24 protein-coding genes and 2 pseudogenes are annotated in these 25,994 nt (G+C 72.9%); 10 read left to right on the top strand and 16 right to left on the bottom strand.

Going from position 1 to position 25,994, the window contains the following annotated elements:
• Nucleotides 1-81: 81 nt before the first annotated feature.
• From ABZT14_RS06425 to ABZT14_RS06415, 3 genes are all read left to right on the top strand, one after another.
• A complete protein-coding gene (locus ABZT14_RS06425) occupies nt 82-1,482 on the top strand; it encodes a CBS domain-containing protein (RefSeq protein ID WP_356297874.1) in 1,401 nt (466 codons plus the stop codon).
• Nucleotides 1,475-2,053 carry a DUF1003 domain-containing protein gene (locus ABZT14_RS06420; protein WP_356297872.1) on the top strand — a complete coding sequence of 193 codons (579 nt, stop codon included), beginning with the start codon at nt 1,475-1,477 and terminating at the stop codon, nt 2,051-2,053. The genes ABZT14_RS06425 and ABZT14_RS06420 overlap by 8 nt, the downstream gene beginning before the upstream one ends.
• Nucleotides 2,054-2,115: 62 nt before the next feature.
• Nucleotides 2,116-3,267, top strand: a complete 1,152-nt coding sequence (locus tag ABZT14_RS06415; protein ID WP_356297870.1) for an Mrp/NBP35 family ATP-binding protein — start codon at nt 2,116-2,118, stop codon at nt 3,265-3,267.
• A gap of 72 nt (nt 3,268-3,339) precedes the next feature.
• Here the strand turns inward: ABZT14_RS06415 and ABZT14_RS06410 are convergent, their stop codons facing one another.
• From ABZT14_RS06410 to sigE, 5 genes are all read right to left on the bottom strand, one after another.
• Complete coding sequence (locus ABZT14_RS06410) at nt 3,340-4,026, bottom strand: hypothetical protein (protein WP_356297868.1); 687 nt, start codon at nt 4,024-4,026, stop codon at nt 3,340-3,342.
• A 257-nt stretch (nt 4,027-4,283) separates the two neighbouring features.
• Nucleotides 4,284-4,838 (bottom strand): sec-independent translocase, encoded by a 555-nt coding sequence (locus tag ABZT14_RS06405; protein ID WP_356297866.1) that lies wholly within the window; start codon nt 4,836-4,838, stop codon nt 4,284-4,286.
• Between the two features lie 159 nt (nt 4,839-4,997).
• Entirely contained in the window at nt 4,998-7,448 is a 2,451-nt protein-coding gene (locus ABZT14_RS06400; protein WP_356297863.1) for a trypsin-like peptidase domain-containing protein, read from the bottom strand.
• A 176-nt stretch (nt 7,449-7,624) separates the two neighbouring features.
• Complete coding sequence (locus tag ABZT14_RS06395) at nt 7,625-8,551, bottom strand: zf-HC2 domain-containing protein (RefSeq protein ID WP_356297861.1); 927 nt, start codon at nt 8,549-8,551, stop codon at nt 7,625-7,627.
• Complete coding sequence (gene sigE / locus ABZT14_RS06390) at nt 8,548-9,315, bottom strand: RNA polymerase sigma factor SigE (RefSeq protein ID WP_356298544.1); 768 nt, start codon at nt 9,313-9,315, stop codon at nt 8,548-8,550. Before sigE ends, ABZT14_RS06395 begins: the two co-directional genes overlap by 4 nt.
• 200 nt (nt 9,316-9,515) lie before the next feature.
• Between sigE and ABZT14_RS06385 the strand changes: the two genes are divergently transcribed.
• Nucleotides 9,516-10,220, top strand: coding sequence for an O-methyltransferase (locus ABZT14_RS06385; RefSeq protein ID WP_356298542.1), 705 nt, complete (start codon nt 9,516-9,518; stop codon nt 10,218-10,220).
• Between the two features lie 210 nt (nt 10,221-10,430).
• Here the strand turns inward: ABZT14_RS06385 and ABZT14_RS06380 are convergent, their stop codons facing one another.
• Entirely contained in the window at nt 10,431-10,598 is a 168-nt protein-coding gene (locus ABZT14_RS06380) for a DUF3117 domain-containing protein (protein ID WP_356297859.1), read from the bottom strand.
• A 335-nt stretch (nt 10,599-10,933) separates the two neighbouring features.
• On the opposite strand from ABZT14_RS06380, the gene ABZT14_RS06375 reads away from it, so the two are divergent.
• Nucleotides 10,934-11,725, top strand: a complete 792-nt coding sequence (locus ABZT14_RS06375; protein ID WP_356297857.1) for an enoyl-CoA hydratase-related protein — start codon at nt 10,934-10,936, stop codon at nt 11,723-11,725.
• 35 nt (nt 11,726-11,760) lie between these two features.
• On the opposite strand, the gene ABZT14_RS06370 is transcribed toward ABZT14_RS06375, so the two are convergent.
• From ABZT14_RS06370 to ABZT14_RS06360, 3 genes and pseudogenes are all read right to left on the bottom strand, one after another.
• On the bottom strand, nt 11,761-12,369 hold the full coding sequence (locus ABZT14_RS06370; RefSeq protein WP_356298541.1) for a DNA-3-methyladenine glycosylase I: 609 nt from the start codon (nt 12,367-12,369) through the stop codon (nt 11,761-11,763).
• Between the two features lie 8 nt (nt 12,370-12,377).
• Nucleotides 12,378-12,839, bottom strand: a complete 462-nt coding sequence (locus ABZT14_RS06365; RefSeq protein WP_356297855.1) for a DivIVA domain-containing protein — start codon at nt 12,837-12,839, stop codon at nt 12,378-12,380.
• A gap of 141 nt (nt 12,840-12,980) precedes the next feature.
• Nucleotides 12,981-13,172 (bottom strand): annotated as a pseudogene (locus ABZT14_RS06360) (peptidase M20); the annotation flags it as partial.
• Between the two features lie 114 nt (nt 13,173-13,286).
• On the opposite strand from ABZT14_RS06360, the gene folP reads away from it, so the two are divergent.
• Nucleotides 13,287-14,147, top strand: a complete 861-nt coding sequence (folP, locus tag ABZT14_RS06355; RefSeq protein ID WP_356297853.1) for a dihydropteroate synthase — start codon at nt 13,287-13,289, stop codon at nt 14,145-14,147.
• Nucleotides 14,148-14,817: 670 nt separating this feature from the next.
• Here folP and ABZT14_RS06350 read toward each other — a convergent pair.
• Together ABZT14_RS06350 and dapE are read right to left on the bottom strand one after the other, a co-directional pair.
• Nucleotides 14,818-15,597: a TIGR00730 family Rossman fold protein gene (locus ABZT14_RS06350; protein ID WP_356297851.1), complete on the bottom strand. Its 780-nt coding sequence runs from the start codon at nt 15,595-15,597 to the stop codon at nt 14,818-14,820.
• 163 nt (nt 15,598-15,760) lie between these two features.
• Nucleotides 15,761-16,840, bottom strand: coding sequence for a succinyl-diaminopimelate desuccinylase (dapE, locus tag ABZT14_RS06345; protein WP_356297849.1), 1,080 nt, complete (start codon nt 16,838-16,840; stop codon nt 15,761-15,763).
• 62 nt (nt 16,841-16,902) lie between these two features.
• On the opposite strand from dapE, the gene ABZT14_RS06340 reads away from it, so the two are divergent.
• Together ABZT14_RS06340 and ABZT14_RS06335 are read left to right on the top strand one after the other, a co-directional pair.
• Nucleotides 16,903-17,847, top strand: coding sequence for a hypothetical protein (locus ABZT14_RS06340; protein ID WP_356297847.1), 945 nt, complete (start codon nt 16,903-16,905; stop codon nt 17,845-17,847).
• Between the two features lie 148 nt (nt 17,848-17,995).
• A pseudogene (locus tag ABZT14_RS06335) lies at nt 17,996-18,169 on the top strand (ATP-binding protein); the annotation flags it as partial.
• Between the two features lie 726 nt (nt 18,170-18,895).
• Here ABZT14_RS06335 and dapC read toward each other — a convergent pair.
• Both dapC and fdxA read right to left on the bottom strand, forming a co-directional pair.
• Nucleotides 18,896-20,008 (bottom strand): succinyldiaminopimelate transaminase, encoded by a 1,113-nt coding sequence (dapC, locus tag ABZT14_RS06330; protein ID WP_356297845.1) that lies wholly within the window; start codon nt 20,006-20,008, stop codon nt 18,896-18,898.
• Between the two features lie 109 nt (nt 20,009-20,117).
• Nucleotides 20,118-20,438, bottom strand: a complete 321-nt coding sequence (gene fdxA, locus ABZT14_RS06325; RefSeq protein ID WP_356297843.1) for a ferredoxin — start codon at nt 20,436-20,438, stop codon at nt 20,118-20,120.
• 138 nt (nt 20,439-20,576) lie between these two features.
• Between fdxA and ABZT14_RS06320 the strand changes: the two genes are divergently transcribed.
• Together ABZT14_RS06320 and ABZT14_RS06315 are read left to right on the top strand one after the other, a co-directional pair.
• On the top strand, nt 20,577-21,581 hold the full coding sequence (locus tag ABZT14_RS06320; RefSeq protein ID WP_356297841.1) for a GNAT family N-acetyltransferase: 1,005 nt from the start codon (nt 20,577-20,579) through the stop codon (nt 21,579-21,581).
• Nucleotides 21,582-21,616: 35 nt separating this feature from the next.
• A complete protein-coding gene (locus ABZT14_RS06315) occupies nt 21,617-22,456 on the top strand; it encodes a transglutaminase-like domain-containing protein (protein ID WP_356297839.1) in 840 nt (279 codons plus the stop codon).
• Between the two features lie 78 nt (nt 22,457-22,534).
• On the opposite strand, the gene ABZT14_RS06310 is transcribed toward ABZT14_RS06315, so the two are convergent.
• From ABZT14_RS06310 to mshB, 3 genes are all read right to left on the bottom strand, one after another.
• Nucleotides 22,535-24,355 (bottom strand): hypothetical protein, encoded by a 1,821-nt coding sequence (locus ABZT14_RS06310; protein WP_356297837.1) that lies wholly within the window; start codon nt 24,353-24,355, stop codon nt 22,535-22,537.
• A gap of 271 nt (nt 24,356-24,626) precedes the next feature.
• Nucleotides 24,627-25,061: a DUF6113 family protein gene (locus ABZT14_RS06305; protein WP_356297835.1), complete on the bottom strand. Its 435-nt coding sequence runs from the start codon at nt 25,059-25,061 to the stop codon at nt 24,627-24,629.
• Nucleotides 25,058-25,972: an N-acetyl-1-D-myo-inositol-2-amino-2-deoxy-alpha-D-glucopyranoside deacetylase gene (mshB, locus tag ABZT14_RS06300; protein ID WP_356297833.1), complete on the bottom strand. Its 915-nt coding sequence runs from the start codon at nt 25,970-25,972 to the stop codon at nt 25,058-25,060. The genes ABZT14_RS06305 and mshB overlap by 4 nt, the downstream gene beginning before the upstream one ends.
• Nucleotides 25,973-25,994 lie beyond the last annotated feature (22 nt).

The following is a 25,994-nucleotide window of genomic DNA, read 5'->3' as shown; positions in this document are numbered from 1 at the left end:
GGGCGGCAGTCGTAGAGCGCGAGCTAGCCTTAGCCCCACATACCGCGTGATCCACCACAATTCGGCGAGGAGGAGGCCACCATGCCCGCAGGCCCCACCCGCGTCTTCGTCTCCCATCTCTCCGGCGTCGCCGTGTTCGACCCCAACGGCGACCAGGTCGGACGGGTACGCGACGTGGTCGCCGTACTCCGGGTCGGCGGACGGCCCCCCGGAGTGCTGGGCCTGGTGGTGGAGGTCGTCACCCGCCGACGGATCTTCCTGCCCATGACCCGGGTGACCGGAGTCGAGTCCGGCCAGGTCATCACCACCGGGGTGCTCAACATGCGCCGCTTCGAACAGCGCCCCGGCGAGACCCTGATCCTCGGCGAACTGCTGGACCGCAGGGTACGACTGGTCGACCCCGACAGGTCCGAGGCGGACCGGGACACCTCGGGGGAAGCCGGTACGCCGGACGGGGGCCGGGCCCCGGAGGGCGACGTGGTCACCGTCCTGGACGTGGGCATCACCCAGCTCCCGGCCCGCCGCGACTGGCAGATCGACAAGGTCTTCGTCCGCCGGGCGAGGTCCGGCGCCCTGCGCCCCAAGCTGCTGCGCCGGGGCACCCCCTCGGTCGGTGGACGCGGGGAGACCCTGACCGTGGAGTGGTCGGCGGTCACCGGCTTCTCGGTGGACGAGCAGGAGCAGGGCGCCGCCAACCTGCTGGCCACCTTCGAGCAGCTGCGCCCCGCCGACCTCGCCAACGTCCTGCACCACCTGTCGGCCAAACGGCGACTGGAGGTGGCCGCCGCCCTCCAGGACGAACGGCTGGCCGACGTACTGGAGGAACTCCCCGAGGACGACCAGGTGGAGATCCTCGGCAAGCTCCAGGAGGAGCGGGCGGCCACCGTGCTGGAGGCCATGGACCCCGACGACGCCGCCGACCTGCTGTCCGAGCTGCCGGAGGAGGACAAGGAGCGGCTGCTGACCCTGATGGAGCCGGACGACGCGGAGCCGGTACGCCGGCTGCTGTCGTACGAGGAGGGCACCGCCGGCAACATCATGACCACCGAGCCCATCGTGCTCGGCCCGGACGCCACCGTCGCCGAGGCCCTGGCCCGGGTGCGGGCCGAGGACCTGCCCGCGCCCCTGGCCGCGCAGGTGTACGTCTGCCGGCCCCCGGACCAGACACCGACCGGCAAGTACCTGGGGCTGATCCACTTCCAGCGGCTGCTGCGCGACCCCCCGCCCACCCTGGTCGGCTCCATCGTCGACACCGACCTGCGCCCCCTGCCGCCCGAGACCCCGCTGCCGGCCGTCACCGGCTACCTGGCCACCTACAACATGGTGGCCGCGCCGATCGTGGACGAGGGCGGTCACCTGCTGGGCGCGGTCACCGTGGACGACGTACTGGACCGGCTGCTGCCCGAGGACTGGCGGGACTCGGCCGCCCACGGCACCCAGGACCGCTGGGAACTCACCGACCGGGAGCCCGTACATGGCTGAGCGCGAGGACCGCGGCACACGCACCGAACGAGCCAACCCCCCGGCCCCGCGCCGGAGTTCACGGGTACGGCTGGACATCCCCAGAGCCCCGCGCCGCAGTCCGCTGCCCAGCTTCGACCCGGACGCCTTCGGGCGGCTGTCGGAGCGGGTCGCCCGGTTCCTGGGCACCGGGCGCTTCCTGGTGTGGATGACCGTGGTGATCATCTGGTGGGTCAGCTGGAACAGCCTGGCCCCGGTGGAACTGCGCTTCGACCGCTACCCGTTCATCTTCCTGACCCTGATGCTCTCCCTCCAGGCCTCGTACGCCGCCCCACTGATCCTGCTGGCGCAGAACCGGCAGGACGACCGCGACCGGGTCAACCTGGAGCAGGACCGCAAGCGCAACGAGCGCAGCATCGCCGACACCGAGTACCTCACCCGGGAACTCGCCTCGCTGCGCATGGGCATGGGCGAGGTGGCCACCCGGGACTGGATCCGCTCGGAGATCCAGGACCTGCTGCGGGAACTGGAGCAGCGCGGCGCCATCGAGCCGGCCGACCCCGAACCGCCCGCCCGACGGGACGTGAGCTAAGTCGCCCTCGGCCGGGGTACCGGGCGTTCGGACCCCGGTGTCCGTCGCCGTACCATCGACGCATGGCTACCGACACGTCCGCAGTCACCCAGGAGGCGGTCACCGCCGCCCTGGCGACGGTCAACGACCCGGAGATCCACCGCCCGATCACCGATCTGGGCATGGTGAAATCCATCGAGATCGGCGCTGACGGGGCGGTGTCGGTCGCGATCTACCTGACGGTCGCCGGCTGCCCCATGCGCGACACCATCACCCGCAACGTCACCGAGGCCGTCCAGGGGGTGCCCGGGGTCGGCTCGGTGCACGTCGAGCTGGACGTGATGAGCGACGAACAGCGCCGTGAGCTGGCCGCCTCCCTGCGCGGCGGCAAGACCGAGCGGGAGGTGCCGTTCGCCCAGCCCGGTTCGCTGACCCGGGTGTACTGCGTGGCCTCCGGCAAGGGCGGCGTCGGCAAGTCCTCGGTCACCGTCAACCTGGCCGCCTCGCTGGCCGCCGACGGGCTCAAGGTCGGCGTGGTCGACGCCGACATCTACGGCCACTCGGTGCCCCGGATGCTGGGCGTCGACGGGCGGCCCACCCAGGTCGAGGACATGATCATGCCGCCCTCGGCGAACGGGGTGAAGGTGATCTCCATCGGGATGTTCACCCCCGGCAACGCCCCGGTGGTGTGGCGCGGACCGATGCTGCACCGGGCCCTCCAGCAGTTCCTGGCCGACGTCTACTGGGGCGACCTGGACGTCCTGCTGCTGGACCTGCCGCCCGGCACCGGCGACATCGCCATCTCGGTGGCCCAGCTGGTGCCCGGCGCGGAGATCCTGGTGGTCACCACCCCCCAGCAGGCCGCCGCCGAGGTCGCCGAGCGGGCCGGCTCCATCGCCGTGCAGACCCACCAGAAGATCGTGGGCGTCGTGGAGAACATGTCGGGGATGCCCTGCCCCCACTGCGACGAGATGGTCGACGTCTTCGGCACCGGGGGCGGCCAGCGGGTGGCCGAGGGGCTCACCCGTACCACCGGCGCCGAGGTGCCGGTGCTGGGCGCCATCCCCATCGACGTACGGCTACGGGCCGGGGGCGACGAGGGCAAGCCGGTGGTACTCAGTGACCCCGACTCCCCCTCCGGCGCCGCCATCCGTTCGGTGGCCGACAAGCTGGCCAGCCGTCAGCGGGGACTGTCGGGGATGTCCCTGGGGCTGACCCCCAGCAACAAGTTCTGAACGTGACACGGGTGGGGCCGGCGACCCGTTCCGGGTCGCCGGCCCCACCCGTACCTCGCTGTCAGCCGACGGTCAGCCGCTGTGGCTGGGGCGGTACCCGGTGAGGTCGCCGACCACGGAGAAGGCCAGCCCGTAGGCGCTCAGCCCCCGGCCGTAAGCGCCCAGGTGCACGCCCTCGGCGGTGGCGCCGGCCAGCACCCAGCCGTAGTCCGACTCGCGGTAGCGGAAGTCGGTGGGCGCCTCGTCCACCGGCAGGGAGAGCGTGGACCAGCCGGAGCCCTCCAGATCGTCCGCCAACTCCCAGGCCACGCTGGTCTGTTGGTCCAGCCAGTCCTGACGCAGGTTGTGGTCCATGTGCGTGGGATAGGTGCGGGACAGCAGTCCCGAGCCGGCCAGCCAGGCGGCCGAGCCCACGGTGGTGGCCTCCAGCACCCCGGTGCCGTCGGCGCTACGGCGCACCGGGCGTTCGGCGACCGTCACCACCACACAGAACCGTTGTTCCTCGGGACTGCTCTCCACCCGTAGGGAGGGTTCGTCCCCGTGTCCCACGGAACCGTGCTCCACGGTCCCGTCGGCTCCGACTCCGACCTGGTTCAGCCAACGCGGCCCGGTGAACGCCTCGTCCAGCCCGTACCAGGGAAAGGCGGCCCTCAGGTAGCTGTCCACCGAAGGCTGTGCGTGGGGCACCCCGGCGAAGGACGCTGCCGTGCTCGGCGCGCCGAGCACTCCCTGGCCCCCTGTCCGACTCCTCGTCTCCATGTTCGCGAGCCTCCTCGTTGCCCTGTCGCTTGGGCGGCCTGCCCCCGTGAGAACGGCGGCCCCGGACACAGGGAGGATAGCCATCCCGGTCCCACGTTTCGGGCATGGCAGAAGAACCGACGGCATCCTGATACGTGAGAACTGTCTCACTGGAGGAATCCGTACGCCCCGCCGGGCGAAGCGTGAAGCGGAGGTCGGCAGCGGAAAGCCCCGCCAGCACAACGCTGTGAACTGGCGCTTCTTGCTGTGGGTGAACGTCAGGTGGCGTCCGCGTCATACGGCGGGGGTTCCCGTCGGGCCGCCGTGGACTCCGCACCGGCACTTTCGCTCTTGGTGAGCCGGCCGCCGTTGGCGGACGGGGAACCGTCGCCTTTTCGTAGCGACGGCGTGCTGGTGCCAGCCTTGGTGAGGCTGGTAGGAGCGGACTTCTCGTCCGGTTCCTCGCTCTTGGTGAGGCTGGTCCGGGCAGGCTTCTCGTCCGGTTCGTCGTCCTTGGAGACACCGGCGATCTGGTCCATGTCCTTGCGGAAGTCCAGACTCTCCCGGATCTCCTTCAGCCCCAGGTCGTCGTCCCCGTCCAACAGGTGCTTGCGGGCGAAGTTCTTGGGGTTGAGGTCCTCGAACTCGAAGTCCTTGAACTCCGGCCCCAGTTCGCTGCGGATGTCCTCCTTGGCGCTGTCGGAGAACTGCCGGATCTTCCGAATGAACTGGGAGATGTCCTGGATGACCTTGGGGAGCTTGTCCGGCCCGAAGATCAGCACCGCCAGAATGATCAGCGCGATCAGCTCAAGGGGGCCTATGTCGAAGAACACCTGCTAGCTCCCTCATCTCTTCCTCGGAGGCCGTCTACCCGACCCCGAACACGACCACGGGTCACTCCCGCCCCATCGGCCGCACGGCCAGGGTCACGGTACCCGCAGGAAAGGGGGTACGGGGAGGTGGCCACCTCTTCCGTACGCCCCGCCAACCGTTCACTCCTCACTGGACGCCCCCAGGGTGACCGTGACCGTGTGCTCACTCCCACCCCGGCGCACCAGCAGCCGCAGCTTGTCCTCCGGCTCGTGGCTGCGGATCCTCACGATCAACTCCTCACCGTCGCGCACCCGTTCCCCGTCCACCTCGGTGATCACATCGCCCTTCCGCAACCCCGCGCGGGCACCGGGACCACCGGGAGTGACCGGGGGGCCGTCGCTCTTCCGAGCGCCGACCTTGGCCCCCTCGCCCTCGTACTCCATGTCGAGGAGGACACCGATCACCGGATGGGTGGCCCTGCCGGTGCTGATCAGTTCCTCGGCGACCCGCTTGGCCTGGTTCACGGGGATGGCGAAGCCCAGTCCGATGCTGCCGCCCTGGCCCGAACCGGGAGTGCGCCCGCTGTCGGCGGAGCGGATCACGCTGTTGATCCCGATCACCCGTCCCCCGCTGTCCAACAGCGGCCCCCCGGAGTTGCCGGGGTTGATGGGCGCGTCGGTCTGGAGGGCGTTGACGTAGCTGACATCGCTGGCGTCCCGCTCGCCCCCGGCGGTGATGGGACGCTCCTTGGCGCTGATGATCCCCGAGGTGACCGTGCCGGCCAGGTCGAAGGGGGCACCGACGGCCACCACCGGATCGCCCACCCGTACGGCCTCGGAGTTGCCCAGCGGAAGGGGCCTGAGCCCCGAGACCCCGTCGACCTTCACCACCGCCAGGTCGTACCCGCTGTCGTGTCCGACCAGCTTCGCCTGGGTGGACTGCCCGTCCTGGAAGGTGACCCGGATCTGTCCGCCGTCCTTGGCCGCGTCCACCACGTGGCTGTTGGTGAGGATGTGCCCCCGGTCGTCGAGGACGAAGCCGGTGCCGGTGCCCTGGGACTTGGCGCCCGACACGTGGAGGGTCACCACCCCCGGGAGTACCGACTGGGCGATGGCGGCGACCGAACCCCGGGCGGGCGGCTTGCTGTCGGCGGGCGGCTGCTCCAGGTGGATACCGCCCAGATCGCCGGCCCGCTCCAGTGCCACGCCCACCACCCCGCCGGCGAGCCCGGCGACCAGGGTGAGCGCCAACGCGGCCAGCACCAGACGCCGACCACGCGGGGACCGCTCCCGGGTCGGGGCGGTGTGGGCGACCGGATGGTCGGCCCAGGGGTCGTACGGGTGCGGCCAGTTGGCGTCCCCGGGCACGCCCTGGGCGGGCACCGGGGCGGAGGGCCCGCCGTGGGGGTGGGCGGTCTGGGGGTGGGCGGCCCGCTGGGCGGGGCCGGGCAGCGGGGTGCCCCCGGCCGGGGTCGCCCCGTGGGCCGGCGTCGACTCGTGGGCCGAGGTCGCGCACACGGTGGCCGGGGTCGGGCCCAGGGGTGCCGCGCCGGGGGCCGGCGTACCGGGGTGCGGCGGGGGCTGCCCGGGAGGCGGGGCACTCGCCGGGGCCACCTCGGCCGACTGGGCGGGGACGCCACCCTGGGCGGGGACGCCCTGGGCCGGAGTCGCACCGGTCGGCACCCCCCGGGGAGGGGTGGCGGAGGGGTGCTGCACCAGAGGTGCCGGGGCCCACGGGCCGGGGCCGCCGTAGGGCGGGGTGCCGTAGGGGTCCTCCCCGTGCAGCGGAGTGGTCAGGTCGGGGGGCGGCCCGGCTTCAGCCGTACTCCCCGGGGAGGGCGACGGTGTGGCCTCGGGACCGGTCTCGGGTGGGGCGCTCCGGGGCTCGGCTTCCGGTGCGCCCACCCGGCCCGCGCCCTCGGATGGTGCGGACTGGTCGGCTCCCTCCGACGGCACCGTGGCGGGGGCACCCTCGGGGCGCGCGGGAGGAGGGGCGGCTCCGGGTTGGGGGGCCGCCGCCGGGGAGGGGGCGGCCGGGGGCTCGTCCGGCGGTGGCGTGGCGGGGCCGGCTTCCGGCGGGGTGGGTGAAGTGCCGGCCGTTTCCCGCGAGTTGGCGACCGTACGGTGCTCCCGTGCGGGATCGGCGTCTGCCCCGCCGCCTCCCGGAGCAGTACGGGAACCGACAGGGGCGTTCCCGGTCGCGTCGGCCCCGGTGTGGTCGGCGGCTGCACCGGTCGCGTCAGCCCCGGTGTGGTGGGCCACTGCCTCGGTTCGGTCAGCCCCCGGGTCGTGGGCGGCGTCCCCGGTCGCGTCGGCCCCGGTGTGGTCGGCGGCGCCCTCCGAGGGGGCGGCGAGGTCGGAACGGGCGCCCTGCGAGGGGGCCACGGTGGGGTCGGGTGCCGGCTCCCCCTCGGGGCGGGTGTGCTGGGGAGCGGCGCCCTGCGGGGCGTCGGCCCCGGGGGAGGCGGTCGGGGGGTACTGCTGCCGCTCGGGGGGCGGGGTGGTCTGGGCGGTGCCGTCGTCCGGGGCCGGGGAACCGGGAGCCTCCGGGGTGGACGTCGGGCCCGTGTCACGGCGCGAGCGGTTCCACCACTTCGGCTTCTCGCCTCCGGTGGTCTTCCCCTTGTCCATGTTCTCCCCGCGGAAGGTGCTCGTCGCCCCGCGGACGCGGAGCTGGGCCGACCGCCGCAACGGATGGGAGCTTCACCGACCTCGGTCACGCTCCGGGACTCGCGCGGCGTCAGCCACCCGAGACGGCACCCGAGGATTCAACCAGGTCTTGGTCTTCACGCCCAGCCACACGCGGCTCAACGGCGCGGTATCCGCCAGAGGCCCTCGGCCCGCTCACCGTCCGCCGAGTCCGGCACCCCGGCTCGCACCAGAGGGCCCTTGCCACTCGGGGTCACACTCGGCCGGGACTCCTCGGAACCCAGCAGGCTCTGCTGGCCGGAACGCTGCCCGGAGCGCTTCTGGGAGGTGGCCAGTCGCAGACCGGAGTCGGAGCCCGGCCCCTCCACGAAGGGACTCGTACTGGTGGAGTAGACGCCGGGGGTGAGGGAGTATCCCCCCAGCACGGCGCTGGGCGTACCGGACTGACGACTGGCGGACTGCCCGGAGGCCTTCTCCACCCGGGCCGCACGCTGCCTGCGGTCGCCCGCCCGACGCCTGTCGGAACGTTCCTCCCCGCCTGAGCTGCTGGAACGGACCGCGCTGGTGTTGGAGTCGCCCCCCTGCCCAGCGGCGACCGGACCCCCCGCACCGGAGGTCATACCGCCCCCGAGGGCCAGCGCCGCCAGGGACACCGCTCCGGCGGCGGCGAAGGCCAGCCGTCGGTGCCGGGTGCCGGAACGGGGCTCGGGCTCGTGGATACGGAAGCCCTTGGGCGGGGTCAGAAGGCTGCGCCGGCTGGAGGGCTCGGAGCCGCGCAGGTAGTCGAAGTCCCAGGAGGAGGCCGGCTCCCCCGGCTGCCCGGGGCCCGACTCACCGTCGCCGGAGGTGGGGAGCCCCTGGAGCCGGGCCAGCAGTCCGTCCGAGGGTGGTGGGGGCGCCGTGTCCGCGAACACGCTCTTGAGTCTGCGCTGGGCGTCCGCCTCGGCCTTGCAGGTCACACAGGTGGCCAGGTGCGCGAGCACCCGCTCCCTCGCCTCATGACCCAACTCGCCGTCCACCAGGGCGGCGAGGCGGTCACCGAGATGCTGCTCCACGGGCGTGAGCCCGCTGTCGGAGGCGGTCACTCCGCACCGACCTCCCCGGCGGCTGGCCCGGGCAGGGCGGACACCGCCTCGGCCGGCACCCGCTGCTCCGCTCGGGCCTCGGGGGAACGGTGGCGCAGGGCCTTGCGCAGGTGGGAGCGGCCACGGTGGATACGGCTGCGCACCGTGCCCAGCTTGACGCCGAGCGTGGCGGCGATCTCCTCGTAGGACAGGCCCTCGATGTCGCAGAGCACCACCGCCGCCCGGAACTCCGGCGCCAGGGTGTCCAGCGCCTGCTGGACGTCGGCGTCGAAGTGGGTGTCGTTGAAGTGCTGTTGGGGGGTGGGCTCGCGGCTGGGCAGCCGCTCGGCGGCGTCGTCGCCCAGGGCGTCGAAGCGGATGCGCTGCTTGCGGCGCACCATGTCCAGGAAGAGGTTGGTGGTGATCCGGTGCAGCCAGCCCTCGAAGGTGCCGGGGGTGTAGGTCGACAGGGACCTGAAGACCCGGACGAAGACCTCCTGGGTCAGGTCCTCGGCGTCGTGCTGGTTACCGGTGAGGCGGTAGGCCAGGCGGTACACCCGGGCGCTGTGCGTGCTGACGATCTCCTCCCAGCTGGGAGGAGTCCACGCCGCGCTGGAGGCATCGGTGTCGAAGGTCGCGGTCGTGGACGCGGTCGATGCGGCGGAGTGGACTCGGTCAGCGGTGTTGGTCACGGATCTCGGCTGGCCCGCCAACCCACGGAGACGGCGGAGCGCCCCCCGGTCACCGGTCCTGGCCGCACCTCCCCTGTCAGCTTGGGTGTCCAGTGGACTCCCCACCTTAGTCACCTGGGGCGTTAGCTCCACATAAACGGCTGGAGGCCCCGACGCGTGAGCCGGCGCACCCGCCCGCTCCCGCAGCCCGTCGACTGGAGTCATGAGCACCCCCGTGTCCCTCCGCCGTTGAATTCCCGCTGATTCCTCCTCCCCCAACGTCCGGTCCCATCATCGGGTTCCCCGGGTAGCCGATACAGTCACCGTGGCGTGTACGACGGGGACAGGAGAGGGTCATTACCGGCAACCGGCAGGCAAGCTGGGCATTCGCCGACGCATACGGCGCCGAGCTTGTCGAGAACGCCGAGAGCGTAGCCCTGCGCTGGGCCCGGGAGCGGGCGCAGGAGTCCGGTCTACGCGCGGTGTCCTCGGGCACCGGTGCCGCCCTCCGAATGCTGGCGGCGACCTGCGGGGCCAAGGCCGTCGCGGAGATCGGCACCGGGTGCGGGGTGTCCGGGATCCACCTGCTGCACGGGATGCGGCCCGACGGAGTGCTCACCACCGTCGACGTGGAACCGGAGTGGCAGCAGTTCGCCCGGCACGCCTTCCGGGGAGCCGGCTTCGCTCACAACCGGGCGCGCTTCATCCCCGGTCACGCCCTGGAGGTGCTCCCCCGCCTCGCGGACGGCGGCTACGACCTGGTGTTCTGCGACGGCGACCGCATGGAGTACCTGGACTACCTCGGCGAGGCCATGCGGCTGCTGCGGCCCGGCGGGCTGATCTGCTTCGAGGGGACGTTCGCCGAGGGGCGCACCGTGGACACCAGTACCGCCCAGAGCGCGGAGGTGCTCAAGATGCGCGAACTGCTGCGTACGGTGCGGGAGAGCACCACCCTGCTGCCGGCCCTGCTGCCCTGCGGCGACGGGCTGCTGTGCGCGGTCAAGCGCGAGGACGACTGAGTCGGAGGGGCGCCCGCCTCCCGTAGGGGCGCGGCACGAGGGGTCCGGGCGGTCGCCGGCACGCGGCACCCCGAACATGACGCAGAACACGACGAAGCGAACATGACGAAGCCCCGGAGTGGTGGACTCCGGGGCTCACGTCGCGTACGTCAAGGTGATCGCCGTGGGTCTCGCCGTGGACGCCCCGCGTCCCCGGGGTCGCCGACGCCGTCAGCCGCAGGCCTTCTTCAGCTCCTCGCCGAGGGCGGTCGCCTCGTCCGGGGTCAGCTCCACGACGAGTCGCCCACCGCCTTCGAGCGGAACGCGCATGATGATGCCCCGCCCCTCCTTGGTCACCTCGAGCGGGCCGTCGCCCGTCCGCGGCTTCATGGCCGCCATGCTCGTTCCCCTTCCTGAAACCAGCTCATCGCAGCCGACGGCCCCATGGCAGGCACGGTGTCACCGGCATCGAACACATTGCTTCCTGCGCCATTATCCCGCATGGCGGGACCCGATGACCAACAGCGGTTCGCATCACTTGCGCATCGCAACGTCCCGGAACCGCCCCGTACGGCGTTCCGACCGCGCTGTGGCGGGCACCTGTACACATCACCCTCACATCCGCGACCGTCAAAGGTTGACGCACCTCACATCGGCGACCCCGTCGCGGGGGTCCTGGCGCCGGTCCGCCGGGTGTCTTTCGAGCGCCGTGGTTCTCGGTCATGCTGGGCGCCATGTCCGACACCGTGCTCTACGAACTGACCGAGGGACTGGCCACCGTCACCCTCAACCGCCCCGACGCGATGAACGCGCTCGACACCGAACTCAAGGAGGCCCTGCGGGACACCCTGCAACAGGTGGCCAGGGACCCGGCGGTGCGGGCGGTGCTGCTGACCGGCAACGGCCGGGGGTTCTGCGTGGGGCAGGACCTCAAGGAGCACGTACGGCGGCTCAACGAGACCGAGGGCGGCGAGGCCCTGCGCACCGTGCACGAGCACTACAACCCCATCGCGCTGGCGATCGCCACCATGCCCAAGCCGGTGGTGGCCGCCGTCAACGGCGCCGCCGCCGGGGCGGGGGCCGGGTTCGCCTTCGCCGCCGACTACCGGGTGGTGTCCGAGAAGGCGAGCTTCACCACCGCGTTCGCCGCGATCGGGCTGACCGCCGACTCGGGGATGTCCTGGACCCTGCCCCGGCTGGTGGGCACCAGCCGGGCGACCGAGCTGTTGATGTTCCCGCGCAGTGTGCACGCCGACGAGGCCCGGGAGTTGGGCATCGCCAACCGTGTGGTGGCCCCGGAGGCGCTGGCCGAGGAGGCCCGTACGGTGGCCCGCACCCTGGCCGAGGGGCCGACCGCGGCCTACGCCGCCATCAAGGAGTCGCTGGCCTACGCCGCCGACCACACCCTGGCGGAGACCCTGGAGAAGGAGGCCGAACTCCAGATCCGCTCGGGCGGCACCCAGGACCACCGGATCGCGGTGGACGCCTTCGTGGCGAAGGAACGTCCCCGTTACGTGGGCCACTGAACCGGGTCGCCCGCTGACCGACCGGGCCCGTCGCCTCAGGCGGCGGGCCCGTCCGTCGCCGTACGGACGAAGCAGTCGGCGAGGTGGTCGTTGACCAGTCCGCAGGCCTGCATGGTCGCGTAGGCCGTGGTGGGGCCGACGAAGCGCAGCCCGCGCTTCTTCAGCGCGCGGGAGAGGGCGGCGGACTCCTCGGTGTGGGCCGGTACCTCGCCGGTGTGCCGGGGCGCCGGCCGGGGCGCGGGGGCGTGGGACCAGATGAGTTCGTCCAGCTCGCCGGGCCCCCACTCGGCCAGTACCCGGGCGTTGTGCAGGGTGGCGTCGACCTTCGAACGGTTGCGGATGATCCCGGGGTCGGCCAGCAGCCGCGTCCGGTCCTCCTCGGTGAACGCGGCGACGGTGGGGATGTCGAAGCCGGCGAACCCGGCGCGGAACCCCTCCCGCCGGCGGAGGATGGTCAGCCAGGACAGCCCGGACTGGAAGGCCTCCAGGGAGAGCCGCTCGAACAGTGCCTGGTCCCCGTGGACCGGCCGTCCCCACTCATGGTCGTGGTACTCGCGGTAGTCGCCCACGGACTCGGCGGTCAGGCCCCAGCGGCAGCGGAGCCGCCCGTCCGGTCCCGGCTCGGCCCCCAGTCCAGCGGTCAGTCCCGCGTTCACGGTGTCCTCCGGTCGTGCGACCCGTCCTCCAACTCCTGGACCCCGTACGGGTCGTCCTGGGGCGAGGGCCACAGCGGGGGCTGCGGCGCGGCCTCCGCCGGGGTGACCTCGGGCCAGCGTGGGGAGGGGCCGGTGCCACGCTGTTTGCGGTAGCGGGCCAGCCCGGCCTCCAGCTCGGCGATCCGGGCGTCCCGCTCGTCCAACTCGGCCGCCAGCCGGTCCAGTACGTCGTCGACCTGCTGCATCCGGTAGCCCCGTACGGCCAGGGGAAGGCGCAGGGTGTCCACGTCGGCGCGGCTGATGGGGCGGTGGCCGGGCAAGGGCTCGTCCAGCTGGTCCACCGCCGCGTCGGTGAGCCCTCCCGCCACACCGGGCCCCCGGCTGTCGGTGCTGCTCAGCACGGCGAGGGTGATCGCGGCGACCACCACGACCAACGAGATCAGCAGAAACCAGAACACCGACTTCTCCATAGTCCACGGGGCGGTCCTCGACATCGCCGGGCTACGGCCCATGCCGTGCCGCCCATCGTTTCATGGACCGCCCACCGCCCGGCCGCCCCTCGGAAGTCCGGGACCGTTCGCGGCCACGGCGGCGACCCACTTCTCGTTCGGCGCGTGCCAGCCGTCGGAGGGCACCGAGATGCCGAGGAAGAGTACGGGTGCGCCCAGTACGTCCTGGAGGTCGGCGGCCGGGCCCGAACCCCCCTCCCGGGTGAACAGCACCCGCTGTTCGAAGGCCCTGCCCATCGAGCGGGCCAGCGAGCGCAGCGCCGGATGGTCCAGCGGGGTCAGCCGACCGGGGCCTCCGCCCGGCCGGCTGCCCGGACCGGCACCCGGCCACCCCGGATAGGCTCGTCAGACGTCCGGGAGCAGTCGGAGCGAGCCGGTCCGGGAGGAGTCACGAGGATGTTGCGGCTGGGCAGGCGCGAGTTCGGCCCCGAGGAGCCGGTGATCATGGCGATCGTCAACCGCACCCCGGACTCCTTCTACGACCAGGGGGCCACCTTCCAGGACCAGCCGGCCCTGGACCGGGTGGAGCGGGCGGTGGCCGAGGGCGCGGCCATCGTGGACATCGGCGGGGTGAAGGCCGGGCCGGGCACCGAGGTGACCGCCGAGGAGGAGGCGCGGCGGACGGTCGGTTTCGTGGCCGAGGTACGCCGGCGGTACCCGGACGTGGTGATCAGTGTGGACACCTGGCGGCACGAGGTGGGCGAGGCGGTGTGCGAGGTGGGCGCGGACCTGCTGAACGACGCCTGGGGCGGGGTGGACCCGCTGCTGGCCGAGGTGGCCGCCCGGTACGACGTGGGGCTGGTGTGCACCCACGCCGGGGGCGCCCGGCCGCGTACCCGGCCCCACCGGGTGGAGTACCCGGACGTGATGGCCGACATCCTGCGGGTGACCGGTCAACTGGCGGAGCGGGCGCGGGAGTTGGGCGTACGCGAGGACGCCATCCTGATCGACCCGGGCCACGACTTCGGCAAGTCGACCCGGCACTCCCTGGAGGCCACCCGTCGCCTCGGGGAGATGACGGCCACCGGCTGGCCGGTGCTGGTGTCCCTGTCCAACAAGGACTTCGTGGGCGAGACCCTCGACCTCCCGGTGAAGGAACGGCTGTTGGGAACCCTGGCCACCACGGCGGTCTCCGCCTGGCTGGGCGCCCGGGTGTACCGGGTCCACGAGGTGGCCGAGACCCGCCAGGTGCTGGAGATGGTGGCCGCCATCGCCGGGCACCGTCCCCCCAGGGTCGCCCGCAGAGGGCTGGCCTGAGGTTCCGTGACCCGACGCCGTACCGGGCCACCCGGATACGGCCCGGCCCAGTGGGCCCACGAACCCCGGCCCCCGGGCGGTCACTGTACGAGCCCCACCGGGTGACCGTGACGGGATGCCCCGGCCTCCCCCGACGTCGCGACCAACGTCAACCACCCACCGTCCCCACCGCCCACCCCCACGGGGGACCGCGAGAGCCACACGCCGCCGCACCCCACACGAGGCGGACCCGCCCGACAAGGAGCACCGGCGCGACCCGGGCCCGAGGGGATGCCCCCACACGACTGCAAGTCGAGCCCGACGGCCAGCGCGAGGTCCACCCCCGGCCCCTTACGCCGCCTCAGCCACCCACGGGCGAGGCCGGCACGGGCCCGTACCGTCACGGGCCGCAGTCGCCGTGACCTCCGGTGAGCGTGGGCGCGGCAGGAGCCACGCGGTCAGGGGCCGCGACGCCCCGGCCTCCCCCGGCAGAAGCCGCCCAGCACGGAACGGGCGAGCCGGGTGTACCAGGGAGCCGGCACCCCGACCCGCCCTCGGGGCTGGGGAGTTCGGGGCGTCGGGAGGTGGCGAACCGGGCGGTGCCAGACCGCACCGGCGGGTGCCGGACAGACGTCAGGTCCCTCCCACGGGTGGGAGGGACCTGTGAGTGAGGGGTCCGGGGAACGGGGGCTCAGCCCAGTTGGCCGGAGACCTCCTTGGTCACCAGGGTGACCGCCTCGTCCACGTCGTCGGTGACGTGGAACAGCTCCATGTCCCGTTCGGAGGCCTTGCCCTCGGCGACCACGGCGTTCCGCAACCAGTCGACCAGCCCGCCCCAGTAGTCCACGCCGAACAGCACGATGGGGAAGCGGGTGACCTTGCCGGTCTGCACCAGGGTCACCGCCTCGAACAGCTCGTCCAGGGTGCCCATGCCACCGGGCAGCACCACGAAGCCCTGGGCGTACTTGACGAACATGGTCTTGCGGACGAAGAAGTAGCGGAAGTTGACGCCGATGTCGACATAGGGGTTCATCCCCTGTTCGAAGGGCAGCTCGATGCCCAGCCCCACCGAGGTGCCGCCCGCCTCCAGGGCGCCCTTGTTGGCCGCCTCCATGGCTCCCGGCCCACCACCGGTGATCACCCCGAAACCGGCCTCCACCAGTCGACGGCCCAGCAGGACGCCGGTGGCGTACTCCGGCGACTCGGTACGGGTGCGGGCGGAGCCGAACACGCTGATCGCCGGCCCGAGTTCGGCCAGGGCGCCGAACCCCTCGATGAACTCCGACTGGATCCGCATCACCCGCCAGGGGTCCTGGTGGACGAAGTCGGAGGGACCGGTGGTGTCCAGCAGGCGTTGGTCGGTGGTGCCCGACCGGACCTGCCCTCGCCTGCGGACGACCGGGCCGAGTCGCTGCTCGGAGGGTGCCGACCGGTCGCCGTCGGACTTGGGGCGCTGCTCGGAGCTGGCCACTGAGGTTCTCCTTCCAGGTGACTCCCCGCACGGTCACCGACCCGTTTCGCGCCGCCGCGAGCGGCGGGTGAACAGCCGGTGGACGGGATGGGAACCCCGTCCCCGCACGCGTCGGTCGAGTCTACGTGGCCGCCGGGGCGCCACGGCCGGTGACGGCGGGCCGTCAGCTGGTGAGCCAGTGGCGCAGCCGTTCCTCGCAGTGGGTGATCAGGGCGGTGTCCACCCGCTCGTCCCGCTTGTGGGCCAGGTTGGGGTCCCCGGGGCCGTAGTTGACGGCCGGGACGCCCAGGGCGCTGAACCGGGAGACGTCGGTCCAGCCGTACTTGGGGTGGGCCTCGCCGCCCACCGCCTCCAGGAAGGCCACCGCCGCCGGGTGAGAGAGCCCCGGCAGGGCTCCCCCGGAGCTGTCGTCCACGATCATCTCCTCGACCCCGCAGTCGGCGAAGACCTCGCGTACGTGGTCCAGGGCCTGCTGTTCGTCACGGTCGGGGGCGTAGCGGTAGTTGACGGTGACGGTGCACAGGTCGGGGATGACGTTGCCGGCCACCCCGCCCTCGATGTGGACCGCGTTGAGCCCCTCGCGGTACTCCAGGCCGTCGATGACCCTACGGCGCGGCTGGTAGCCGGCGAGCCGGTCCAGAACGGGCCGGGCGGCGTGGATGGCGTTGGCCCCCATCCAGGAACGGGCCGAGTGGGCCCGCTGGCCGGTGGTGCGCAGCAGCACCCGCAGAGTGCCCTGGCAGCCGCCCTCCACCTGGCCGTTGGAGGGTTCCAGCAGCACCGCGAAGTCACCGGCCAGCCAGTCGGGGTGGGCCCGTGCGACGTGCCCCAGTCCGTTGAGGTGGGCGGCGACCTCCTCGTTGTCGTAGAAGACGAAGGTCAGGTCGCGGTTGGGTTCGGGCACCGTGGCGGCCAGGCGGAGTTGTACCGCGACTCCCGCCTTCATGTCGGAGGTGCCGCAGCCCCACAGCTGCCCGTCCTCGTCCAGCCGGGAGGGGAGGTTGCCCGCCACGGGGACGGTGTCGACGTGACCGGCGAGGATCACCCGCTCCGGGCGGTCCAGACGGGTGCGGGCCACCAGGTTGTTGCCGTACCGGTCCACCGTCAGGTGGGGCAGCGCCCTCAGGGCCGTCTCCAGTTCGTCCACCAAGGGCTCCTCGGTGCCGCTCTCGGAGGGGAAGTCCACCAGTCGCGCGGTGAGGGTGGCCGCGTCCTGTCGCAGGTCGAGTCCGGTGCTGTGCATGGGCGGCACCCTACCGGCGCCTGGGTCTGCTGCCGTGGGCACGCTGGCACTACCTTTGTCGCGTGCCGAACTCCGCGACTGGACAGGGAAGACCGCGCCGACCGCTGCGCTGGTTGGTGACGACCGTGGTGCTCCTGGGCGTGGGGGCGTACGTACTGGTGCAGTACGTGGGGGACGGACGCCCCGGCCCGCCGCGCTGCGAGGTGGGCGGGGGCGACGGTACCGAGACCTACGAGCTGTCACCGGCCCAGGCCCGGCACGCGGCGACCATCTCGGCGGTGGCCTCCGCCCGGAAGCTGCCCGAACGGGCGCTGACCGTGGCCCTGGCCACCGCGCTCCAGGAGTCGATGCTGCGCAACCTCGACTACGGGGACCGCGACTCGCTCGGCCTGTTCCAACAGCGCCCCTCGCAGGGCTGGGGCACCAAGCGGCAGGTGCGTGACCCGGTCTACGCCTCCGGGAAGTTCTACGACCACCTGGTGGAGATCCCCGGATACGCCGACCTGCCGGTGACCGAGGCGGCCCAGCAGGTCCAACGCAGCGGCCACCCCGAGGCGTACGCCAAGCACGAGCCGCACGCCCGGACGCTGGCCGCCGCCTTCCGGGGCAGCCGTCCGGCCAGTGTCCGCTGCACCATCGGCAAGGGCAGCGAGGAGGTGCGCACCCCCGGGGACCCGGACCGGGTACGCGCCGAGCTGGCCCGGGAGTTCGGCCCGGGGGTGGTGCCCCGGAAGGGTACGGAGCGGACCTCGGGGGGCGGCCCGGGGCAGCGGAACAAGGGGAGCGCGCGTACCTCGGCGGAGGAGCGCACCGTGGTGCTGAGCGCCCCTGACCGCCGACGGGGCTGGGAGTTGGCGCACTGGGCGGTGGCCCACGCCACCTCGCTGGGGATGGAGCAGATCGCCTACGACGGCCGGGTGTGGAGCGCGGAGAAGGGTGACGAGGGCTGGCGGACCGGTGGCGGGACCGGGCGTTCCGAGGTGCGACTGAGCCTCAACCCCCGCTGACCCAGGGCACATTGCCAATCCTTTACCCGCGCCGCCGCAACCTCGGGACCGCTCCGAACGATAGGCACTGCGTCCGAGGCCTCACCGTTCACCGGTGGACACGGCCCCGCGCACAGTCTTCGTCTACCTGTTTGGTCAAAGGAGCGCCATGTCCCTCCCCCTCTCCCGCCGGGTCGCCCGAGCCGCGTTGTTGACGGCCGCCGGTGCCGCCTCCGTGGTCGGAGCCACGGGTGCCGCCAGCGCCGCCGACCTGTCTCAGACCCCCGGCGTGGGCAGCCTGACCAGCCCGGACGGCGCGGGCCTGGGCGGCACCGTGGACGGCACCGTCGACCAGGCGCGGAGCCTGGGCCAGACCGCCGGCGGACTCGGTGAGGACGCCAAGCAGGTCGTCGACCAGGGCACCCAGGACCTCGACCGCAACGCCACCCCCCTGGACGGCAACCTGCCCGAGCGGGTCAAGGAGACCGGAGCCAAGGTGGTCCGCGTCCTCGACGGCACCGTCACCCCCGGCAGCGGCCCGGCCACCCCCACCGCCAACAAGATCGACATCCCGGACGGGGACAAGACCCTCGGCCGCGCCGGTACCGAACTCGGCCTGGCCGTCGGCGAGATGGCCCGCGAGGGCACCCTGCCGGACACCCCCAAGCTGCCCAACCCCCAGACGCTGCCCACCACTTCGCGACTGCTGTCGGGCGGGCAGCAGCCCGCCGACGGTGGCCAGACCCAGGGCCAGCCGACCCGGCAGGTCGGCAACCTGCTGCCCGGCAGCGGCAACACCCCGCTGGTGGGCGGTCTGCCGCTGGGTGGCTGACCTGTCACGTGACCCGTACGAGGGGGGCCGGTGTCGTGTCCGACACCGGCCCCCCTCGTGTGGGGTTCGGACGGAAGGGGCCCCGCGCCGAGGGCGGGGGACGTGACCGGTGGGGCGGCGGCGGGCTGTCGGGCCGGCCGACTCCCCCGCCGAGGGTTCCGCTTTCGGGGGTGTGAGCGCGCCCGGTTCCGTACACCGGCCTCCGGGCGCCCTGGCGTAGGGGGACGCGAGGGGCGCTCAGGCGGGGAGCGGTTCCTCGGAGAGTCGGCGCACCGCCGCCCGTACCCGTTCGTCGGTGGCGGTGAAGGCGATACGTACGTGGTGGTCCCCGGCCGGGCCGTAGAAGTCACCGGGCGCCACCAGGACCCCCAGCGAGGCCAGGGCGGCGACGGTGTGCCAGCAGGGCTCGTCGCGGGTGGCCCACAGGTAGAGCGAGGCCTCGCTGTGCTCGACACGGAAGCCCTGCTTCTCCAGCGCCTCCCGCAGGGCGGACCGGCGGGCGGCGTACCGGGCGCGCTGCTCGGCCACGTGCTCGTCGTCGCCCAGGGCCGCGACGGTGGCCGCCTGCACCGGGGCGGGCACCATCATCCCGCCGTGCTTGCGGATCTGGAGCAGCTCGTCCAGGACGGCGGGGTCACCGGCCAGGAAGGCCGCGCGGTAACCGGCCAGGTTGGAGCGCTTGGACAGCGAGTGGACGGTGACCAGCCCCCTGTGGTCCGGGCCGCACACCTCCGGGTTCAGCACCGAGTGCGGCTCCGCCTCCCAGCCCAGCTCCAGGTAGCACTCGTCGCTGGCCACCAGCACCCCGTGCTGGCGGGCCCACACCACGGTCTCCCGCAGTTCCTCGCGGTCCAGGACCCGACCGGTCGGGTTGGAGGGCGAGTTGAGCCACAACAGCTTCAGGCCGGCGGGGTCCAGCTCGGTGGGGTGGCGGTAGGCGACCGGCTCGGCACGGGCCAGCCGGGCGCCCACCTCGTAGGTGGGGTAGGCGAGTTCCGGGTAGGCCACCCGGTCGCCGGGGCCCAGCCCCAGCTGGGTGGGCAGCCAGGCAACCAGCTCCTTGGAACCCACCACCGGCAGCACGCCCCGGTGCCCCAGCCCGACCGCGCCCAGCCTGCGCGTACACCACTCCACCAGGGCGTCCCGCAGCTCGGGGGTGCCCCACACGGTGGGGTACCCGGGGCTGTCGGCGGCCTCGGTCAACGCCTGGCGCACCAGCGGCGGCACCGGGTCGACGGGGGTGCCCACGGAGAGGTCCACGATGCCGTCCGCGTGGCCGGCCGCGGTCTTCTTGTACGGCTCCAGCCGGTCCCAGGGAAAGACGGGAAGGCGCTCGGTCACTGGGGGCACGTGGTTCTCATTTCCTTCGGCCGACCGGCCCGGGCCCGCTGCCGGGCCCTGCCGGATGTGCCCGTACGACCCCTCGGCCGTACGGGACTGGGGACGCGCGAGGGACGGTTCAGTCGCCCATCGGCGGGAGGGCGGCGACGAACGGGTGGTCCCGCTCGATCAGGCCGAGCTTGCTGGCGCCGCCGGGCGAACCCAACTCGTCGAAGAACTCCACGTTGGCCTTGTAGTAGTCCTTCCACTCCTCCGGGGTGTCGTCCTCGTAGAAGATCGCTTCCACGGGGCAGACGGGTTCACAGGCCCCGCAGTCGACGCATTCGTCGGGGTGGATGTACAAGCACCGCTGGCCCTCGTAGATGCAGTCGACGGGGCACTCCTCGATGCAGGCCTTGTCCTTCAGGTCGACACAAGGCTCCGCGATGACGTAGGTCACGCTGTCGTTCCTCCTCTTCAGGGCCGGTGGTCCGATAGGTGGTACCACCACAGGGCGCGCGGGAGCGCGGCGTCGTCGATGCCCGCGTCTAGTATCGCCGTTCCCGCATCACACACGAAACGAGGGGGCTACCCAAGGATGGAATTCGCCCTGGGCGGACAGCTCTCGGTCCGCATCACGCCCGACGACGTGGGGAAGCGGGTGTCGATACGCACCCGGCTCCCGGAGGACACCCCCGGCGCCCGGTTCACCGACACCCTGGGCCACCTCACCTCCTGGGAGAACGGTGTGCTCCTCGTCACCCGTCGGGACGGAGAGGCGGTACGGCTGGACGAGCGGGACCTGGTCGCCGCCAAGGTGGTGCCACCGGCCACCCGACGGGGGCGGCGCCTTCGCGGCGGCCCCGGCACGGACACCGCCGAACTGGAGCGGATCGCCGCCCGGGGCTGGCCGGCGGTGGACCGCGAACCCCTGGGCGACTGGCTGCTGCGGGCGGCCGACGGCTTCACCTGGCGGGCCAACTCCACGCTGGCCCTCGGCGACCCCGGGGTGCCCGTCGAACGGGCCGTCGACGAGGTGGCCGACTGGTACCACGCCCGGGGACTGCCGGGCACCGTGGTGGTGGTCGACCCCCGGGGCGAGGGCGCCGCCCTGGACGCCCTGCTGGAGCACCGGGGCTGGACGGTGCGCGCGGCGGCGCTGCTGTCGCTGGCGCCCCTGCCCCCGCTGACCGACGCCCCGGAGGACGCCCGGGTACGGGTGGAGCGCGCGCTCACCGAGGAGTGGCTGACCGGGTACCGCTCCAGCGGCCCCGAGGCCCGCGCCGTCCTCACCGGTGGGCCCTCGGTGTGGTTCGTCACCGTGCCGGACGCGCGGGGTGACGGCACCCCGGCCGCCCGGGGCCGCTGTGTGGTGGAGGGCCGGTGGGCCGGGTTCAACGCCGTCGAGGTCTCCCCCCGCTGGCGACGGCACGGACTGGCCACGGCGGTGATGGCCGCGCTGGCACGGGTCGCCCTGTCCGAGGGGGCCACCACCGGCTACCTCCAGGTCGAGCCGGACAATGAGGGGGCACTGGCCCTGTACGAGGGCCTGGGCTTCGTGGAACACCACCGCTACCACTACCGCGTGCAACCCAGGACCTGAGCAGCCCGAACACCGAGCCGGACACCGGAGCCACGATGGACAACCAGGACCTGTTCGCCGAGGCGGCCCGCTCCGAGCGGCCCGACCTGGTGCGACTGTGCCTGCTGATCTGCGCGGAGGCCGACGTCGAGCTGGACCAGCACGGCATGGACGCGGTCGAGATCGAACTCGACCGGCTGGCCGGCTCCCTGCCGTACGGCCGCGACCGCTCCCCCGCCGACTGGGCCCGGGTACTGGCCGAGGCGCTCGGTCGACGGGAGGGCTTCGCCGGACGCCCGGCCGACTACCGACGGCTGGAGTCCTCGCTGCTGCACCAGGTGCTCCGCCGACGCCGGGGCCTGCCCATCCTGCTGTCGGTGGTGTGGATGGAGGTCGGCCGTCGGGCCGGCGCCCCGATGTACGGGGTGGCCCTGCCCGGCCACTTCGTGGTGGGCGTCGGCGAACCGGACGGGGACCACGTGCTGGTGGACCCCTTCGCCGGAGGACGCCCCCTGCCGGAGGGCGAGGTCGACCTGCTGGTGTCCGAGGCCACCGGGGACCGTGAGCGGGCCTCGGCCAGAGCGGCGGCCAGCCTGCTGCTGCCCGCCGACCCGGTGGAGATCGTGCTGCGCGTACTGAACAACATCCGCGCCTGGGCGGCGGCCCGGCCCGAGCACTCCGACGTCCAGCTGTGGGCGGTCGACCTGGCGCTACGGCTCCCCCACCACCCCGCGCAACTGCGGCTGGAACGGGCCCAACTCCTGGTGGACCGGGGCCAGTTCCGGGACGGCGCAGCCGAGATGGAGGAGTACGCCAACGCCATCGCCGCCATGGAACCCGCCGCCGCCGGAGCGGCCCGCCGACGCGCCCGTAGCGCGCGGGCACGGCTCAACTGACCCGCCACGACGACGCCCGGGGCCGTACCCCGGTCAGAGGTACGGCCCCGGGCGCGGTCACGCTCCGGGCGGCTGCCGTCAGTTGGGGTTGAGCGGGATCTCCTGGACCCTCTTGGCCGGATCGGTCTCCTTGAGGGCGACCCGCAGGGCGCTCACCACGTCCTGGGGCATCACCCCGCGCGTCCCGCTCGCGGTCCGCACCCGGACCCCGTCGAAGGTCGAGCCGTACAGCTTCTTCAACTCCGGCAGGTCGTAGGAGTCCACCAGCCTGCCGTTGACCGACTTCATCGACAGGAACTTCGGCAACGACTTCTGCGGGCTGAACTGGATGGAGGCGTCCCCGGCCTTCACCGTCACCAGCCCGGACATCGCCGGCTTGCCGAACTCCCGGATGGCGCGGTCGATCTCCTTTTGGGTGACCTGCGGCTGCCGCTGCTTCATCGGCAGCCTGACCGCGCCGTTCTCCCCACTCGCGGCCCGCTCCCGGAACGCCGACTCCACGGTGGCGGCGGCGCTGGAGACGTCCACCGCCGGGTGCGGCTTGCCCCGTACGCCCACCGCCCGGCCGTTCGCGAACTTCACCATGCCGTCCTGGGCGTCACCACCCGAGGCGACCTTGCCCAGCGCGTTCTGGAGCTTCTCCTCGTCGACGGTCACCACCGGGTCCGCGGTGCGCTCCTGACCGAACAGGGAGCCGATCACCGAGATCGGGTTGTAGTCCCGCCCGGAGGCCTTGCGCACCGTCTCCTCGGCGTCCAGGGTCAGCCCCGCCACCTCGGGTTTGAGGGGGGAACGCTTGCCCTCGGCGCTCACCGTGAGCGGCACGGTGGCCCGCTTGTCGGCCACGTCCTCCAGCCGGTTGACGGCGGTGCGCTGGTCCAGCCCGCCGATGTCGACGCCCAGGGCGGTGGTGCCGCGCGGTACGTCGGCGTGGTCCAGCATCAGCCCGGCCCCGTAGGCGACGGCCAGGACGACCACCACGCCGACGCCGGCCAACATGCCCAGCGAGCGCCCCCGCTTGGGCCGGGGCGCGGACCCGCCCTCGGAACGGTCGGGGGCGGCGGGCGGCCCGGACGCGGGGGCGGCGTCGGCCGGCCCGGCCTCCTGCGGCACCGCGTCCTCCGGCTCCCCGGGCACCGCCGGGATGCCGCTGACCAGGGTGTCGCTGCTGACCCGGCCACCGGGGGGCTCCGGGCTGCCCGGGTACTCCGGCCGTTGCTCGGGCGTCGCACCGTACGGCCCCTCGTACGGCATCTCCTCGGCGGGCGGATAGTCACCGCCGGGCTCGGAGACCAGGGGTCCGGTGCCGAAGTCCAGGGTGGACGGGCCGGGTTCGCCGACCGATCCCATCGGGTCGGAGGGATACCCGGGCTGGGCGGCGTCGTAGGCCCCGGGCACCCCGGGGGCCACACCGCCACCGGTCTGCTGCGGGTCCGCGCCCCAACTCCCGTACGCCGGGGAGCCGTCCGCCGGGGTGTCGGCCCTCGGTGAGAGCCCGCTGATCCGCGAGGGGGGCTCGGGCGCCGGCTCCTCGCCGGGCCGTCCGTCCAGCCGTCGGGGCAGGCCGGGCCTGTCCTGCGGTTCCGGGACCGGGGCGGCCGGCTCCGGGGAGGGGCCCGGTTCCGCCTCGGAGGCCCGGGTGGGCATCTTCCGGGGGGCGAACCAGTCGCTTATCTCCGGCTGCGACGAGTCCTGGCCCCCCTCGGCGTTCCCCTCGCCGGGCTCCTCCTCGGCGGCGGAGCCGGAGGCCTTCGTGGGGTCGGCGCCCTCCTGGGAGCCCTCGCCCTCCTCGTCGACGCGAGTACGCATCACCACGGGTGGGATGGGCCGGGAACCAGGAATGTTGATCTTGATCTTGGTCGTCAGGGTGGTCTCGGTCTTGGGCTCGTCCTGACTCACTTCTGCTCCTGGTGCGCCGTCCCCGGAAGGCTCGGACGTCTGCCCTCGCGCCGGGTCGCGCGCGAAGGGGTCAGTTCCCGAGGGGCGGGGCGTGGGGCCGTACCCCTCGGACCCGGAGGACGAACTGTCGTTATCTCGGCTCAAAGCAGGTTCTCCCGGTTGGATGCGCCGCCCTTTGTCTCGCGGTCGGCTCGCCGGCGCGCACCACCATACTGGGGGTCACGACCCCACGCGCCCGCGACGGCCGGCGGCCCGCCCATCACCGGCGCCCTCAGCGGGACTTGGGCCTGGGAGCAAGCGGTGCGGGCAACGCCAGAGTGGCGCAGATCACGGCACACATCAGGCCACCGAACAGATAGACATAGGCCCCAACTCCGGCACCGAGCAACAGATCGCCCTCGGGCCGGGCCATCGCCAGTCCGAAAACGGCCAGAAACCACCCCGTAGCCGGCGCCACCGCCCCCACCTTGTTACGGGTCACCTGCGAACCGCCCCAGAAGACCCCCACCGAACCCAACAGCCCCAACACCAACCCCAACGGCAACCAGGCCGCCTGCACCAACACCCCCGCCGCGCCGACCAGGACGCCCAACAGCCCCAGGCCGACGTAACACAGGCCGCGCGCCCACCCCAGCGCCCACAGCCCCTCACCAGTGGCACCGCCACCGGCCCCCGCACCACCGCGACCATCCCGCACCACACTCATCGCGACCTCCCAGGCCCCACGGGCAGTTCGGCGAACAGGTCCCGCAACGGCCTCTCCCCCGGAGGGGGAGCCGCACCGCCCGCCAGTCGGTAGCACTCCTCGGACAACAGTGGCTGACCCAGCCCGTTGGAGAGCGCGAACACCGGGCCGCGCACCTCGATCTGGGTCACGTGGGCGCCCATCGCGGCACGCTTGGCCGCCACCTGCTCCCCGGTTCCGCCCACCACGGCGTCCACCCGGGCGTCGTCCACCACACCCGGTACGTCCTTGGCGTCGGCCACCCCGGCGAAGGGGTGCGGCAGGGTGCCCTCGCGCATCCTGCCCAGGTCACGTTCCAGCGCGGACCGGGGCACACAGTTCCAGAACACCCGGTCCACCCGGTGGGCCTCACCCGTCTCTGGCCCCTGTTCGGGGTCGGCGGCCAGTTCCACCGCCCGGGTCGCGACCCGGTGGGCCTGGATGTGGTCGGGGTGCCCGTACCCCCCGTCGGGGTCGTAGGTGACGAGCACCTGGGGCCGCACCTCGCGGATCACGGCGGCCAGTTCACCGGCCGCCTCGTCCACCGGAGCGCGCCAGAAGCAGTGCGGTCGCTCGTTGGGTGGGGTTCCGATCATGCCCGAGTCGCGGTACCGTCCGGGTCCACCCAGGAAGCGGTGGTCGCTGACGCCCAACTCCCGCATGGCGTGGGCGAGTTCCCCTACCCGGTGCTGCCCCAGCCGGTCCTCGCGGGAAGACTCCAGGTGCGCCAGCCCGGGCGGGATGACCTCGCCCTCCTCGCCGAGAGTGCAGGTCACCAGGGTCACCCGGGCGCCCTCGGCGACATACCTCGCCATGGTCACGCCGTTGTTGATCGACTCGTCGTCGGGATGCGCGTGCACCAGCAGCAGCCGACGGTCCGGGACAGGGGTCATGGCCCCGAGCCTAGTGCGTACG

It is taken from the genome of Streptomyces sp. NPDC005438, assembly GCF_040606315.1.
GTDB lineage: Bacteria > Actinomycetota > Actinomycetes > Streptomycetales > Streptomycetaceae > Streptomyces.
Note: the sequence above shows the minus strand (reverse complement) of the source record. Positions and strands in the feature narration are given on the sequence as shown.